This window comes from Bradyrhizobium sp. 35, from assembly GCF_023073215.1.
In the GTDB taxonomy this organism is placed as follows: Bacteria; Pseudomonadota; Alphaproteobacteria; order Rhizobiales; family Xanthobacteraceae; genus Bradyrhizobium; species Bradyrhizobium canariense_D.
The window spans coordinates 16857-31213 of the sequence record NZ_JADPJC010000131.1 but is presented as its reverse complement, the minus strand read 5'-3'; the positions used below and the strand labels follow the sequence as shown (position 1 = coordinate 31213).

Here is a 14357-nt window from a genome sequence, read left to right as displayed (position 1 = left end):
CGGCAGGCCGTTCACGCCGGCTTGATTACAACGACCTCGCGATCAACAGCTTCATGATCTCGTTCGTCCCGCCATAGATCTTCTGGATGCGGGAATCGATGAAGATGCGCGAGATCGGATATTCCTGCATATAGCCGTAGCCGCCGAACAGCTGCAGGCATTCGTCGGCGGTCTCGACCTGCTTCTCCGAGCACCAATATTTCGCCATCGACGCCGTGACGGTGTCGAGGTCCTTTGCGACCAGCCGCTCGATGCACCAGTCGACGAAGACGCGCGCGATCATCGCTTCGGTCTTGCGCTCGGCGAGCTTGAAGGCGGTGTTCTGGAAATCCATCAGCGGCTTGCCGAAGGCCTTGCGCTCCTTGGTGTAGTCGACGGTGAGTTTTATCGCGCGCTCCATAGCCGCGACCGCGCCGACCGCGAGCGCGAGGCGCTCCTGCGGCAATTGCTGCATCAGCTGCACGAAGCCCTGGCCTTCCTCGCCGCCGAGCAAATTGTCCGGCGGCACCGCGACGTTGTCGAAGAACAGCTCAGACGTGTCGGAGGCATGCAGGCCGATCTTGTCGAGGTTGCGCCCGCGCTTGTATCCATCCGCGCCTGAGGTTTCGACCACGATCAGCGAAATGCCCTTGGCGCCGACATCGCCGGTGCGCGCAACCACGATGACGAGGTCGGCAGCCTGGCCGTTGGTGATGAAGGTCTTCTGTCCGTTGATGACGTAGGAATTGCCCTGCTTCCTGGCGGTGGTCTTGACGGCCTGCAAATCCGAGCCGGTGCCGGGCTCGGTCATGGCGATGGCGCCGACCATCTCGCCTGAAGCCATCTTCGGCAGCCAGCGCTTCTTCTGCTCCTCCGAGCCGTAATTGAGGATGTAGTGCGCGACGATGGCGCTGTGCACGGAGACGCCGGTCGTCAGCTCCGGCACCGTGCTTTCGAGGTCGTCGAGCACGGCGGCATCATAGGCGAAGGTGGCGCCCAGGCCGCCATATTCCTCCGGCACGCTTGCCAGCAGCGCGCCCATCTCGCCGAGCCCGCGCCAGGCAAAGCGGTCGACCATCTTCTGCTCGCGCCATTTTTCGGCATGCGGGGCCAGATCCTTGGCAAGATACTTCCGGAACTGGTCGCGGAAGATTTCGAGCTCTTCGGTCATCCAGGAGGAGCGGTAGGACATGGTCACCTCGGTCAATGCGGCTTGCCGGCCTGGTTAGGCCAGCCTTTGGCGGCAATTATTGTGTTTTCAGGCTGTGCCGGTGACGCTACCAAGGCGGCCGGAGCAGCGTCTATCGGGATGGTTGATTGTGGCTGTCAAAATCCAAACCGTCAAAACCAAAGAGCTCAAGCTCGACATCGCGCGCATCGGCACGGTCTCCGCGATCCTGACGCAGCCGGACAAGGCGCGCGCCTGCTACGTCCTGGCGCATGGTGCCGGTGCAGGGATGCGGCATGCATCGATGGACAAGATTGCGGAGGGGCTCGCTGCTCGCGACATCGCGACCTTCCGCTTCAATTTTCCTTACATGGAAAACAAGCAGGGCCGTCCCGACCAGCCTGCGGTCGCCCACGCCACGATCCGCGTGGCAGTCGAGGAAGCCGCGCGGCTCTGCCCGGGTGTGATGCTCGTTGCGGGTGGAAAATCCTTCGGCGGGCGCATGACCTCGCAGGCGCAGTCCAAGGCTCCGCTGCCTGATGTCAAAGGGCTCGCCTTCCTCGGTTTTCCCCTGCACGCCGACAAGAAGCCGTCGACGGAGCGCGCCGAGCATCTCGCCCATGTCGAGATCCCGATGCTGTTCCTGCAAGGCACCCGCGACGGGCTCGCCGATCTCGGCCTCCTCAAGCCGGTCATCGCCGCTCTTGCCCCGAAGGCGACGCTGCATGAGATCGAAGGCGGCGATCACTCCTTCGCGGTGCTGAAAAAGTCCGGCCGCACCAATGAAGAGGCGCTGACAGAGGTGCTTGATACGCTCGCGGCCTGGATCGACAGCCTCGCCTGAAATCTCACGCCGAATATAGCCCCTTGTCGCGCGCCTTCTGGATCGCGAGCGCGGCGATCAAGTCGAGCGTCGGCGTCGACAGGCCGGCGGTGCGCGCGAAGGCTTGGGGCGCCTTTACCAGGACGTCGATCTCCATGGCGCGGCCGAGCTCGTAATCCTGCAGCAGCGACGGCTTGTGGTTGGGGGCGGGGCCGCTGCGTGATACGCGCTTGACCTCGGGGATAAAATGCTGAGCGATCTCGTTGGCCTCGTTCAGCATCCGCGGAATGACATCCGCAAAGGCGGGGTCATCGCGCACGCCGCGCGCGGTCTGGCCGGTGAGCAGGCACAGCACCGACAGTGACATGTTGGTCAGCAGCTTTGACCAGATCGCCTCGCGGATCTCGGCGACCGGCGGCGATTCCAGCCGTGCGTCGCTGAAGACACCGCGGAGCGTCGTGATGCGCTCGCAATTGCGGTCGTCACATTCGCCGATCAGCAGGCGGTTGCGGTCCGGCGTCAGGTTCTGCACCACGCCGGGCGCGATCACCTCGTTGGAGGAGAAGACTACGCCGCCGACGATCCGCTCTTTCGGAATGCAGGCGCGCAGGCGTCCGCCCGGGTCGAGGAAGGAAATGTCCGGCGGGGTCGGGTGCCGCGGCGGCAGGCCGATCCGGTACCACCAGGGAATGCCGTTCTGCGCGAACACGATCGCGGTGTTGTCCTGCAGCAGCGGCTTGAGACTGGAGACCAGCCCGGTCAACGCGGTCGCCTTCAAGGTGCTGATCACGACGTCCTGCGGGCCGAGCTGGGCCGGATCGCCGGAGGCGTTCACCTTGGCGGAGACCTCGGAATCGCCGACGCGCAGCTTGAGGCCGTTGGCCCGGACCGCCTCCAGGTGCGCGCCCCGCATCACGCACGAGACCTCGTGGCCGGCGCGGGCCAACCGAACTGCAAGATGGCTGCCGACGGCGCCCGCGCCGAAAATGCAGATGCGCATGTGATGTCCGTCCCTGATCCCTTGATGCCGCCCCGCGGCAGCATGACACAAGCCGCCATGCGATGGACGCGGCTGCCCTACGCTCGAAAGATATGGATCAGGGCGCGGAGCCTCGGTCATAGTGCGCGCCAAACAAACGAGCGGAGGAACACCGATGACCGACAGCCCCGTCCTGTGGACCCTGGATGCGCGTGGGGTTGCGACCGTCACGTTGAACCGGCCGGAGGTTAACAATGCCTATGACGGCGCGTTGATCGCAGGCGTGCTCGCGGCCATGGACGATCTCGGCAGCAAGCCCAACCTTCGCGTCGTCGTGCTCAAGGGCAATGGCAAGCATTTCCAGGCTGGCGCCGACCTCAAATGGATCAACGGCGTGCGGCCGCAATCGAGCGAGGCGAACGAGGCCGCGTCGCGGGCGACGTTCGAGGCCGTGCAGCGGCTCAATACGCTGGCTATCCCGACGGTCGCGCTGGTGCAGGGCGGCTGCTTTGGCGGCGGCACCGGCGTGATCGCGGCCTGCGACGTCGTGATCGCGGCCGACAACGCGCTGTTCTCGATCACCGAAGTGCGCTGGGGCCTGACCGCGGCCATCATCATCCCGCAGCTCTGCGATGCCATTGGTGTACGGCAAGTCCGCCGCTACGCGCTGACAGGTGAACGTTTCGGCGCCGAGGACGCCCGTCGTATCGGCCTCGTCCACGAGGTGGTGCCGCTCGCCGATCTCGACGCCGCCGGCGCCAAGGTGGTCGAGCAGTTGCTTGCCAACGGATCGGAGGCGATGGCCGAGACCAAGCGGCTCGCGCTGGAAAGTTCGTTCGGCGGCATGGCGGTGGACGATGCGGCTTACAAGCGGCTCGTGCATCTGCATTCGCTGAAGCGACAGAGCGCGGAAGCCGCCGAGGGGCTGGCGTCGTTCGCGGAAAAGCGCGCCGCGAATTGGGCAGGTGCTAAAAGCTGAACGCGAGTAGCCCGGATTACGCTTCGCTCCATCCGGGCTACGGGCTTTTACAGCGACGTCGCGAGTGACCTTTTCAGCAAAGTGAGCAGCGCCTGTACCGCGGCGGCATTGCGCCGCCGTTCAGGGATCGCAGCCTTCACCCACAATTCCGGAATCGGAAACTCGCGCAGCACCGGCTTGAGCGCGCCGTCGCGCAAGGCGCCCGCGACGAGATAGTCCGATATCAACACAATGCCGTTGCCGGCGATGGCGCTGCGCGCCAGCACTTGGCCCTCGTTGCAGGACAGCAGCGGACTGACCTGGACGCTGATGCGGCCGCGCGGCCCGTCAAAGATCCATTCGGGGCCGGTCGGTAGAAAGCTGAGGCAGCGATGATCGACCAGATCACGCGGATGTTTTGGCGTGCCGTGTTTCTTCAAATAGGCAGGCGAGGCGCAGAGCAGCCGCTTCAGCGGGCACAAGGGTTCGTCGACGACACCGCCAAAGGAATGCGGGAAGGCGCCGATGGCGATGTCAAAGCCTTCGGTGACGGGATCGACCGGACGGTCGAACAGCACGATCTCGAGCTTGAGCCGCGGGTTCTGGGTCTGGAAGGCGGTGAAGACGTCCGCAAGCCGCGCGACCGTCAGCGAGGTCGGGGCCTTGATGCGCAGATGATCGACGAGATCGTGGCCCTTCTCGCCCATGCGCGACAGCAGATCGGCGGCGTCGGTGACGACGCCGCGGGCGCGATGCACGTAGCGCTGGCCGGCCTCGGTCAGCCGCAATTGCCGGGTCGAGCGATGAAACAGTGGCGTGCCGATCCGCGCCTCCAGCTGCGTGACGCGCTTGGCGACCACCGACGTCGAGACGCCGAGTTTTCGCGCGGCCGCGGAGAAGCCGGTGGCGTCGGCGGTCGCGAGGAACGCCTGAAGGTTTACCAGGATGTCCATCTTCGGCCTTTCGCGATTCGAGAAAGGTGATCGCCTATTTTGGCGGATTGTAGCTCGATCCGGGTTAATTCATAGTCCGGCCCAAGCAAAGGATTTCAGGGACAGGACGCGCCATGCAGGCCATGACGATCGAAGAACCGGCGCGCCAGGTGCCGCTTTACGGCGAATATGAAGTCGTCGTCCTCGGCGGCGGTCCGGCCGGCATCGTGGCGGCGGCCTCAAGCGCACGCGCGGGACGGAAGACGCTGCTGATCGAGCGGTACGGCTTCCTTGGCGGCATGGGCACCGCCGCAGGCGTCACCAATTTCTGCGGCCTGCACGGCAATGTCCACGGCGAGGCCCACCGGCTGGTGCAGGGCATGGCGTCGGAGTTGCTGGCGCGGATCGATCGCTTGAACGGCCTCAACGCGCCGCATCTGATTCTCGGCAAGGTCTTCGCCCAGGCCTACGACACCGCCGCCTACAAGATCGCGGCCGACCAACTGCTCGCCAGTCACAAGGTGCACATCCTTTTCCACGCGCTTGGTGCCGGTGTGGTGATGGGCGCTAACAGCCGCATCGATGCGCTGATGGTCGAGACCAAGGCCGGCCGGCAGGCGGTGCGATCGGAGATCTTCATCGATTGCTCCGGCGACGGCGATCTCGCGGTTTGGGCCGGCGCGCCGTTCGAATTCGGCGACGAGCACGGTCATCCGATGTATCCCTCGATGATGCTCCGTCTCAACAACATCGACCCGGAGAGGGCAGGCGAAGCCTGGCGGACCATTCCGCAATTGATGGAGCAGGCCACCGCCGCCGGCACCCACACATTCCCGCGCAAGAGCGCGATCGTGCGGCCGCAGAAGTCCGGCATCGAATGGCGGGTGAATTTTACGCAAGTGGCGCGCGAGGACGGCCATGCCATCAACGGCATCGAGCCTGATGATCTCACCCGCGGCGAGATCGAGGGCCGCAAGCAGGCGCTGGCTGCGTTCGAATTCCTGCGCACCGTGCCGGGCTTTGAAAAATCCTACATCGTCGACCTGCCGCCGCAGCTCGGCATCCGCGAAACCCGCCGCATCACGGGCGGCTATCAGCTCAGCGGCGAGGACGTGCTCGGCTGCGCTTCGTTCGAGGATTCCATCGGGGTCAATGGCTGGCCGATCGAGGCCCATGTCCCCGGCGACGTCGTCTTCACCTTCCCGCCGATCCCGGAATCGCGCGGCTATAACGAGCTGCCTTACCGCATGCTGGTGCCCGAAGGCGTCGATAATCTGCTGGTCGCCGGCCGCTGCGCCTCGATGACCCATGAGGGCCAATCGGCGGCCCGGGTCTCCGGTGCCTGTTTCGTGATGGGGGAGGCGGCCGGTTCCGCGGCAGCGCTGGCGCTCTCCGGAAACCGGATCCCGCGTGACATCCCCGTTGAAAAGCTGCAGGAAACGTTGAAACAACAGGGCGCCTTTATCGGACGGGACCAGCCCGTGCCTGAAGGCCTGTAACCGACTGCAAGATATCGACGGCGGAGGAAACGAAATGATCGGGATTGTGCGGCTCGCGCTAGCTGGCCTGATGGCGATCACAGCAATGGGCACGGCCCGAGCCGAGGACGCGCTGAAGGCCAGGATCGGCGTGCTCAGGCTATCCTCCTCCGCGCCGGTGTTCATCGCGCAGGACAAGGGCTATTTCCGCGAGGCCGGCCTCGAGGTCGAGCTGAAATTCTTCGACGCGGCGCAGCCGATCGCGGTGGCGACGACCTCGGGCGACATCGATTTCGGCGTCACCGCCTTCACCGCAGGTCTTTACAATCTCGCCGGCAAGGGCGTGCTCAAGGTGATCGGCGGCATGAGCCGCGAGAAGGCTGGTTATCCCCTGATCGGCTATTTCGCCAGCAACAACGCCTATGCGAGCGGTCTGAAGACGCCGAAGGACCTCGCGGGCAAGCGCGTGGCGATGACGCAGGTTGGCTCCTCCTTTCACTATTCGCTCGGCCTGCTTGCCGACAAATACGGTTTCAAGCTCGCCGACGTGAAGATTGTGCCGCTGCAATCGCTGTCGAATGCGGCGGCCGCGCTGAAGGGCGAGACCGTGGATGCAGCGCTGCTGCCGATCTCCACCGCGCGAAAGCTGATGGACGACGGTGGTGCGAAGTTTCTCGGCTGGGTCGGCGACGAGACACCCTGGCAATTGGGCGCGGTGTTCGCCTCGCCGAAGACGCTGACCAACAAGGTGCTGGTGACGAAGCTGCTCGGCGCCTTGGCAAAGGCCGACCGCGAATATCACGACGTCATCCTCGCCGCGATGAAGGACGGTGTCGCGCCGATCAATGACAAGACAAAGCCGCTGCTGGAGATCATCGCCAAATATACGAACCTCCCGGTCGAGCAGGTGGTCGGCAACTGCGCCTATATCGATCCCGACGGCAAGCTGGATGTGAAGAACGTCGACAACCAGATCAAATGGCTCCAGGAGCAGGGTTTTGCCGACAAGGGCTTCGACGCGAATGCGATCATCGCCAAGGAATTCGTGAAGGCGGATTGAGAGTAGAACGCAGTCCATGGACCTGATCGCCAACCACATCACCCATCGCTTCGGCGATCTCGCCGTGCTCGACAACGTCTCGTTCACCGTCAGCGCGGGCGAGGTGGTGGCGATCGTGGGGCCGTCGGGCTGCGGCAAGAGCACGTTGCTGTCGATCCTCGGCGGGCTGTTGCTGCCGACCTCCGGCGCGCCCGAGCTGCGTGGATCGCCGCCGGCGGACAGCCTCAATCCGCTCACCTTCGTGTTCCAGGACTTTGCGCTGCTGCCCTGGGCGAATGTGGAGGAGAACGTCGAATTCCCGCTGCTGCACACCCAGCTCTCGGCCGTGCAGCGCCGCGCGCTGGTCGAGGACGCCTTGCGCCGCACCGGCCTGACCGATTTTCGCAAAACCTATCCAAAGCAGCTTTCCGGCGGCATGCGCCAGCGCGTCGGCATTTCGCGCGCGCTCGCGGTCAGGCCGGCCATTCTCCTGATGGACGAGCCATTGTCGGCGTTGGATTCGCAGACCCGCGAACTGCTGATGGAGGATTTCGTCCGGCTGCTCGCCGATGGCGGCATGGGCGCCGTGTATGTCACGCATAATCTCGAAGAGGCGGCGAGGCTTGCCGACCGCATCGTGGTGCTGTCGCGGCGCCCTGGCCGTATTCGCGAGGTCGTGAGCGTGCCGATGACGCGCACTGAGCGCGGTGACATTGCAGCCCGTGAAAAGCTGCTCGCGCTTCAGAACCAGATCTGGTCGCTGATCCGCAACGAGGCGATCGATGCCGAGCGCAAGGTCCAGCATGCTTGATCGCGCTCCGGCGGGAACATCGACGAAGGATGAAGCGGTCCGGCGCGTCCGCTTTCGCGGCGCCGGCTTCGTGCCGGCGAGCAGCCGTTTCGGCGGCTGGATCGCGCTCGCGCTGGTCATTGCGATCTGGCAGGCCGCCGGCAGCACCGGCCTGGTCAATCCGCTATTCCTGCCACCGCCATCGGCGATCGCGCGGGCGATCTACCAGCTCGCGATCTCGGGTGCGCTGTGGCAGCACCTTTCCGCGTCGCTCCTGCGCATCGGTGTCGGCTGGCTGCTCGGCACGGCAGCCGGTGTCGCCGTTGGCTTTGCCATCGGCCTGTCGCGTCTGGCGCGCAGCGTCGGCATCACCTTCATCTCGGCGCTGTTCCCGATCCCGAAGATCGCGCTGCTGCCGCTGTTGATCCTCTGGCTCGGCATCGGTGAAGAGCCGAAGATCGCGACCATTGCGCTCGGGGTGTTCTTCTCGACCGCGATCTCGGTCTATAGCGGCGTCGACGCGGTGCCGCGCAACCTCATCCGCATGGCGCAGAGCTTCAACGTGCCGTTCGCCACCATCGTGCGCAAGGTGGTCTGGCCGGGCGCGCTGCCCGCGATCCTCGCCGGCTTCCGTATCACCTCGTCGGTGGCGCTGCTGCTCGTCGTCAGCGCCGAGATGATCGGCGCGCAGTACGGCATCGGCGCGTTCGTGCTGCAGGCTGGCAATTTGATGCAGACGGATCAGCTGCTCGCGGGCGTGGTGATTTTGTCGGTGTTTGGGTTGATGGTGGGGAGGGTGATCAACTGGCTGGAGACGCGGCTGTTGCACTGGCGGTGAGGTTTACTCCGTCATTGCGAGCGCAGCGAAGCAATCCAGACTGTCGCCGCGGAAAGATTCTGGATTGCTTCGCTGCGCTCGCAATGACGATGCTACCAGCAGCGTACCTCACCCATTCCCGCGATCCTCCCGGAACAAATCCAGCTTCTGCTGCACGGGGCGATCCGAGAAGCTGAACAGCACCGCATCCATATCAGCCTCGTGCGTGACCCATTGCCAGCTCGGCACCACGAACAAATCGCGCGGGCCCCATTCGAACGTCGCATCCCCGATGCGGGTACGGCCGTGGCCCTCGATCGGACAGAACACCGTCGCGTCCGTCGCGCGATAGCGCGCGGTCTTGAAGCCCTTCGGCAGCAGCTGGATGAACGTGCCGATGGTCGGCATCGCGAAGTCGCCGGTCTCGGGGTTGCTGAATTTCAGCTTCAGCCCGTGACAGGCATCCCACTCCTGGCTCGCGCGAGCCTTCTCCAGTGCCTCGCGCGTGTAGGCATAGGGATAGCTGAAGATCGGGGAAGTCTTCGAGCTCCGCTTCACGTCGACCGGCAGCAGATTGTGGCCGTAGCGTGCAAAGCTGTCGCCGGCCGGCCTTGTAATCTTCTGCTGATCCTCGTTGGAGCCTTCCGCGAAAGAGCAGTCGAAGAACTGCACCAGCGGAATGTCGAGACCGTCGAGCCAGAACATCGGCTGGTCGGTCTCGTTGGAATGATCGTGCCAGGTCATCGACGGCGTGATGATGAAGTCGCCGGGCTCCATCGCGGTGCGCTCGCCGTCCACGGCGGTGTGGGCGCCCTTGCCTTCGAGCACGAAGCGCAGTGCCGATTGGCTGTGCCGGTGCGCGGGCGCGACGTCGCCGGGCACCACCATCTGCACGCCGGCATAGAGCGACGTGGTGATTTTCGACTGTCCGCGCAGGCCGGGGTTTTCCAGAACCAGCACGCGCCGCTCGGCCTCTTTCGCCGTGATCAGCTTGCCGGCTTCGGTCATGTAGTCGCGGATGATGTCGAACTTCCACAGATGCGGCCGGCAGGCGCTCTTCGGCTCCGGCGTGATCAAATCGCTCATGACCGTCCAGAGCGCGGTGAGATTCTCGCCGTCGATCTTCTTGTAGAACGCCTCGCGTTCCGGCGTCTTGGTCACGGCTTCCATGGTGCGGCTCCCGTCGCTTTGTTGATTGACAGTATACTTACGATCTGGGTAGCGTCAACGTGCGAACAAGAACGAAACGGGAGGGTTCCGATGAAGCTGCACGGCTATTTCCGCTCCAGCGCCGCCTACCGGGTACGCATCGCGCTGAACCTCAAAGGCCGCGGTGCCGAGCACCTGCCGCATCATCTTCGCAAGGGCGAGCAATGTGCGCCAGCCTATCTCGCCATCAATCCGCAAGGCCTGGTGCCGGCGCTGGAGAACGATGCGGGCGCAGTGCTGACCCAATCGGTCGCCATCATCGAATGGCTCGACGAGACCCATCCCAACCCGCCCCTGTTGCCGAGGGATGCGTTGCAGCGCGCCAAGGTGAGGGCGTTCGCGCTGGCGATCGCCTGCGACACTCACCCCGTGCAGAACTTGAAGGTGCTGGCGCGGCTGCGCGAGCTCGGCCTTGCCGAGGAGAAGGTTCAGGACTGGGCGGCCTGGGTCAACCGCGAGGGGCTCGCGGCGTGCGAGACGCTGATCAGAAACGAGCCGGGCCCGTTCTGCTTCGGGGATGTGCCGACGCTCGCCGATCTCTGTCTTGTGCCGCAGCTCGCCAATGCGCGCCGCTTCGGCGTCGACGTCTCCGCCTATCCGCGCCTGCTTGAAGCGGAAGCTGCGGCCAAGGCCCTGCCGGCGTTCGTCAACGCAGCGCCGGAGAAGCAGCCCGATGCCGAGTAAGCCTGCCCCTCCAATCACGATAGACGCGGTCTATGCGGCGCCGGGCTATCTGTTCCGGCGCATGCAGCAGATCGCGGTCTCGATCTTCATGGAGGAGTGCAAGGCGTTCGACCTCACGCCGGTGCAATACGCGGCGCTGATCGCGATCCACACCCACCCCGGCATCGACGCGACGCGGCTGTCCGCGGTGATCGCCTTCGATCGCTCCACGCTCGGCAGCGTGATCGAGCGGCTTCAGGCCAAGGATTTCGTCGAGCGCAGGCCGGCGCCGGAAGACAAGCGGATCAAGCTGCTCTATTTGACCAAATCAGGCGCGGCGATCCTGCGCGACATCATTCCCGCCGTCGAACGCGCCCAGGCGCGGATGCTCGAGCCGCTCAAGCCAGCGGACCGCAAGGCGCTTATGGGGCTCCTGGCGCAGCTCGTCGATCTCAACAACGAGGCGTCGCGGGTGCCGCTCCGGGCGGAGGACGCGATGGAGCATCTGGGGAAGGCACCTTAATCCTGGTTGTCATCGCCCGCCTTCGCGGGCGATGGCAGCGGTGGCTCACATCCTCAGCAACGCCTGCCGGTCGATCTTCCCCGTGCCGGTCTTCGGCAGCTCGTCGATGAAGATCACCTCGCGCGGATATTTGTAAGGAAGCAGTTTGCCCTTCACGTAATCCTGCAGCCGCCGGGTCGTTTCGCTTTGATCCGCCGCGCGGGTGTTCATCACCACCACTGCCTTAAGCGTCATGCGCCGGTCCGGCAGCTCGGCGGCGAACACCGCGCATTCGCGGATGTCCGGGTGGTCGGCGAGGCAAAGCTCAACCTCGAGCGGGTAGACCCATTGGCCGGAGATCTTGATGAGATCGTCGGCGCGGCCGCGGAAGAAGTGAAAGCCATCGCCATCGCGGACGAAGCGGTCGCCGGTGTAGATCCAGCCGCCTTCGCGGATGGTCTCGGCGGATTTGTCCGGCCGGTTCCAGTACAGCGGCGTGTTGGAATCGCCGCGCACCCACAAGATGCCTTCCTCGTCGTCGGCGACATCGCGGCCGTCCTTGTCGCGCAGCGCGACCTCGTAGCCGGGCACGCGCAGGCCGGCGGCGCCGAGCTTCTTCCGCTCGGGGCGGTTGGAGAGATAGATGTGCAGCACCTCGGTCGAGCCGAGGCCTTCCACGATCTCGAGACCGGTGAGCGTCTTCCAGCCGTTGAAGACGTCGGCCGAGAGCACCTCGGCGGCCGAGAGCGCCATGCGCAGTGAGGAGAAGTCGGTCTTGTTCGCACCCTCGGCCTTGGTCAGCGATGTATAAAGCGTCGGCAGGCCGAAGAAGACCGTCGGCCTGTACTGCTCGATCGCCGAAAAGATTGCCACGGGCTTCGGCTGGCCGGGCAACAGCAGTGTCGTCGCGCCCGCCGAGAACGGGAAGGTGATCGCGTTGCCGAAGCCATAGGCGAAGAAGATTTTTGGCACCGAGAAGCAGATGTCATCCGGCGTCAGCTTCAAGACGTTCTGCGCAAAGGCGACTTCGCTATAGGCCATGTCGTGCTGGAGATGCACGATGCCCTTGGGGCGGCCGGTCGATCCGGACGAATACATCCAGAACGCCATCTCGTTGCGATGCGTGTCGGCTTCCGCGAGCTCAGTCGGAAACTGGGGGAGCCAGCCGGCGGCGGAAACGGCGTTCGGCGCGGCGTGATCGCTCGCCGGGCCATTGACGACGACCAGGGTATGCAGGGCCGTGTCCTTGCAGGCCTCGGCGTTGAAACGTGCACAGAACTCGGCGTCCGCCACCGCAACAGTCGCGCCGGAATCGGCGAGATAGAATTGCAGCAGATCCGGCGGTGTCAGCGTGTTGATCAGCAATGGCACGAAGCCGGCGCGCACCGCGCCGAAGAACGCGGCCGGGTAGGCCGGAGTGTCATCGAGGAACAACAGCACGCGATCGCCGCGCTTGAGGCCAAGCGAGGCAAAGCCGTTGCCCCAGCGCCCGGCTTCCGCGCAGAGCTCCGCGTAGGTGCGCGTGCTCGCGGGGCCGATGAGCGCGAGCTTGTCACCGTGGCCTTTGCTGACATTGTCGAACAGCACGCGGCTGGCATTGTAGACCTGCGGAACGGAAAAGCCGATCTCGCGCGCGCCCGCGCAGTCGGCGGGCACCTGGTCGTGAATCTGCCGGCTCATGCCTCGTCCCCACCGTTCTTGGCGGCTTCGTAGCGCGCCATGAAGCCCGGCGACATCGCGCGCAGGCGGGAGTCGTCGATGCGGCCGGAGCGGGTGATGTAGCTATAGGCAAAGTCCATCAGGCCCTGCTGCATGTGCTGAGCAAAGTGCTCGTACCAGAAAGCGCTGGTCCGCGCGGCATTGACGAGCTTCTGCACCACCGGCTTTCGCGCGGCCTGGTAGCGATGCAGGGCGGTCGAGAGATGGGCGTCCGATTCCAGCGCCTTGACCAGTGCAATGGCGTCCTCGATCGCGAGCCGCGTGCCGGAGCCGATCGAAAAATGCGCCGAGTGCAGGGCGTCACCGAGCAGCACCATGTTCTTGAACGACCAGTGCTCGTTCCAGACCCAGGGGAAGTTGCGCCAGACCGATTTGTTGGAAACCAGCGAGCGGCCGCCGAGCGTGTCGGCGAACACCTCCTCGCAGACACCTTTGGACTGCTCCACGTCCTTGTAGGCGAAACCGTAGGCCTGCCACGTCGCATGGTCGCATTCGACCAGGAAGGTGCTCATGGTCGGCGAGTAGCGGTAGTGATGGGCGTTGAAGGCACCGCGGTCGGTCTTGACGAAGGTCTGCGACAGCGTCTCGAAGCGCTTCGAGGTGCCGTACCAGACGAACTTGTTCGAGGAGTAGGACAGCGAGGTGCCGAAATCGCCCTCGAAGGCGCGGCGTACCAGCGAGTTCAGCCCGTCGGCAGCGACGATCAGATCGTGCCCGTTGAGCTGATCGATCGCATGAATCGGCGTGTCGAAGCGCGGGGTGACGCCGGCATTGATCGCGCGCTGCTGCAGGAATCGCAAGAGCTCGAGCCGGCCGATCGAGGAGAAGCCGACGCCGTCGATGGCCACGCTGTCGCCGCTCAGGTTCAGCGTGATGTTCTCCCAGCTCTCCATGTGCGGCGAGATCGCGTCGACCGTCTCGGGGTCGTCGGCGCGCAGGAATTCCAGGGCCTGATCAGAAAACACCACGCCAAAGCCCCAGGTCGCGTCGGCCGGGTTCTGTTCGAACAGGTCGACTTGATCCTCGGGGTGACGCTTCTTCCAGAGATAGGCGAAGTAGAGCCCACCGGGCCCCCCGCCAATCACGGCGATCCGCAACGTCTGCCTCCCTAATTGACAGTATACTTACTATCTAGGGGTAGACTAATGTGCTCCGGCCACCCGCGCCAGCGGAATTATCGGCAAGCCGCGCGGCACACCACAGCTCACGTCCGGACGCGCGTTTGGCGCGTGTCCGAAGCAGTGACCTTGCGAAGCATAGCCAAACCGTGGCGGCTTGGCCATCCGCCCCGTCAGACGCAG

The 14357-nt window shown here is 64.7% G+C and carries 14 protein-coding genes; 8 read left to right on the top strand and 6 right to left on the bottom strand.

The window, feature by feature from the left end; all coding sequences use genetic code 11:
• Positions 1-25: 25 nt before the first annotated feature.
• Positions 26-1171 (bottom strand): acyl-CoA dehydrogenase family protein, encoded by a 1146-nt coding sequence (locus tag IVB36_RS26625; protein WP_018452979.1) that lies wholly within the window; start codon positions 1169-1171, stop codon positions 26-28.
• A gap of 127 nt (positions 1172-1298) precedes the next feature.
• Between IVB36_RS26625 and IVB36_RS26620 the strand changes: the two genes are divergently transcribed.
• Positions 1299-1991, top strand: coding sequence for an alpha/beta family hydrolase (locus IVB36_RS26620; protein WP_231189766.1), 693 nt, complete (start codon positions 1299-1301; stop codon positions 1989-1991).
• Between the two features lie 4 nt (positions 1992-1995).
• Here IVB36_RS26620 and IVB36_RS26615 read toward each other — a convergent pair whose 3' ends face one another.
• The gene (locus tag IVB36_RS26615; RefSeq protein WP_018452981.1) at positions 1996-2970 is read right to left on the bottom strand and encodes a ketopantoate reductase family protein; all 975 of its coding nucleotides are present in this window, start codon (positions 2968-2970) and stop codon (positions 1996-1998) included.
• Positions 2971-3124: 154 nt separating this feature from the next.
• Here IVB36_RS26615 and IVB36_RS26610 point away from each other — a divergent pair, with 154 nt between their 5' ends.
• Positions 3125-3928 carry an enoyl-CoA hydratase-related protein gene (locus IVB36_RS26610; RefSeq protein ID WP_085351611.1) on the top strand — a complete coding sequence of 268 codons (804 nt, stop codon included), beginning with the start codon at positions 3125-3127 and terminating at the stop codon, positions 3926-3928.
• 47 nt (positions 3929-3975) lie between these two features.
• Here the strand turns inward: IVB36_RS26610 and IVB36_RS26605 are convergent, their stop codons facing one another.
• Positions 3976-4860: a LysR family transcriptional regulator gene (locus IVB36_RS26605; protein WP_018452983.1), complete on the bottom strand. Its 885-nt coding sequence runs from the start codon at positions 4858-4860 to the stop codon at positions 3976-3978.
• 113 nt (positions 4861-4973) lie between these two features.
• Here IVB36_RS26605 and IVB36_RS26600 point away from each other — a divergent pair, with 113 nt between their 5' ends.
• Genes IVB36_RS26600 through IVB36_RS26585 form a run of 4 tightly spaced genes read left to right on the top strand, consistent with a single transcriptional unit; the run spans position 4974 to position 8984 of the window.
• Positions 4974-6338, top strand: a complete 1365-nt coding sequence (locus tag IVB36_RS26600) for an FAD-dependent oxidoreductase (RefSeq protein WP_018452984.1) — start codon at positions 4974-4976, stop codon at positions 6336-6338.
• Positions 6339-6372: 34 nt separating this feature from the next.
• On the top strand, positions 6373-7377 hold the full coding sequence (locus IVB36_RS26595) for an ABC transporter substrate-binding protein (protein WP_018452985.1): 1005 nt from the start codon (positions 6373-6375) through the stop codon (positions 7375-7377).
• Positions 7378-7393: 16 nt separating this feature from the next.
• Entirely contained in the window at positions 7394-8167 is a 774-nt protein-coding gene (locus tag IVB36_RS26590; protein WP_247393560.1) for an ABC transporter ATP-binding protein, read from the top strand.
• Positions 8160-8984, top strand: coding sequence for an ABC transporter permease (locus IVB36_RS26585; RefSeq protein WP_018452987.1), 825 nt, complete (start codon positions 8160-8162; stop codon positions 8982-8984). Before IVB36_RS26590 ends, IVB36_RS26585 begins: the two co-directional genes overlap by 8 nt.
• Positions 8985-9092: 108 nt before the next feature.
• Here IVB36_RS26585 and gtdA read toward each other — a convergent pair whose 3' ends face one another.
• Entirely contained in the window at positions 9093-10133 is a 1041-nt protein-coding gene (gtdA, locus tag IVB36_RS26580; protein WP_247393557.1) for a gentisate 1,2-dioxygenase, read from the bottom strand.
• A 90-nt stretch (positions 10134-10223) separates the two neighbouring features.
• Here gtdA and maiA point away from each other — a divergent pair, with 90 nt between their 5' ends.
• The gene (gene maiA, locus IVB36_RS26575) at positions 10224-10856 is read left to right on the top strand and encodes a maleylacetoacetate isomerase (RefSeq protein ID WP_018452989.1); all 633 of its coding nucleotides are present in this window, start codon (positions 10224-10226) and stop codon (positions 10854-10856) included.
• Entirely contained in the window at positions 10846-11358 is a 513-nt protein-coding gene (locus IVB36_RS26570) for a MarR family transcriptional regulator (protein WP_018452990.1), read from the top strand. The genes maiA and IVB36_RS26570 overlap by 11 nt, the downstream gene beginning before the upstream one ends.
• 45 nt (positions 11359-11403) lie before the next feature.
• On the opposite strand, the gene IVB36_RS26565 is transcribed toward IVB36_RS26570, so the two are convergent.
• Both IVB36_RS26565 and IVB36_RS26560 read right to left on the bottom strand, forming a co-directional pair.
• Positions 11404-13017 carry a benzoate-CoA ligase family protein gene (locus IVB36_RS26565; protein WP_247393554.1) on the bottom strand — a complete coding sequence of 538 codons (1614 nt, stop codon included), beginning with the start codon at positions 13015-13017 and terminating at the stop codon, positions 11404-11406.
• Entirely contained in the window at positions 13014-14153 is a 1140-nt protein-coding gene (locus tag IVB36_RS26560) for an FAD-dependent monooxygenase (protein WP_018452992.1), read from the bottom strand. Before IVB36_RS26560 ends, IVB36_RS26565 begins: the two co-directional genes overlap by 4 nt.
• Between the last annotated feature and the right edge of the window lie 204 nt (positions 14154-14357).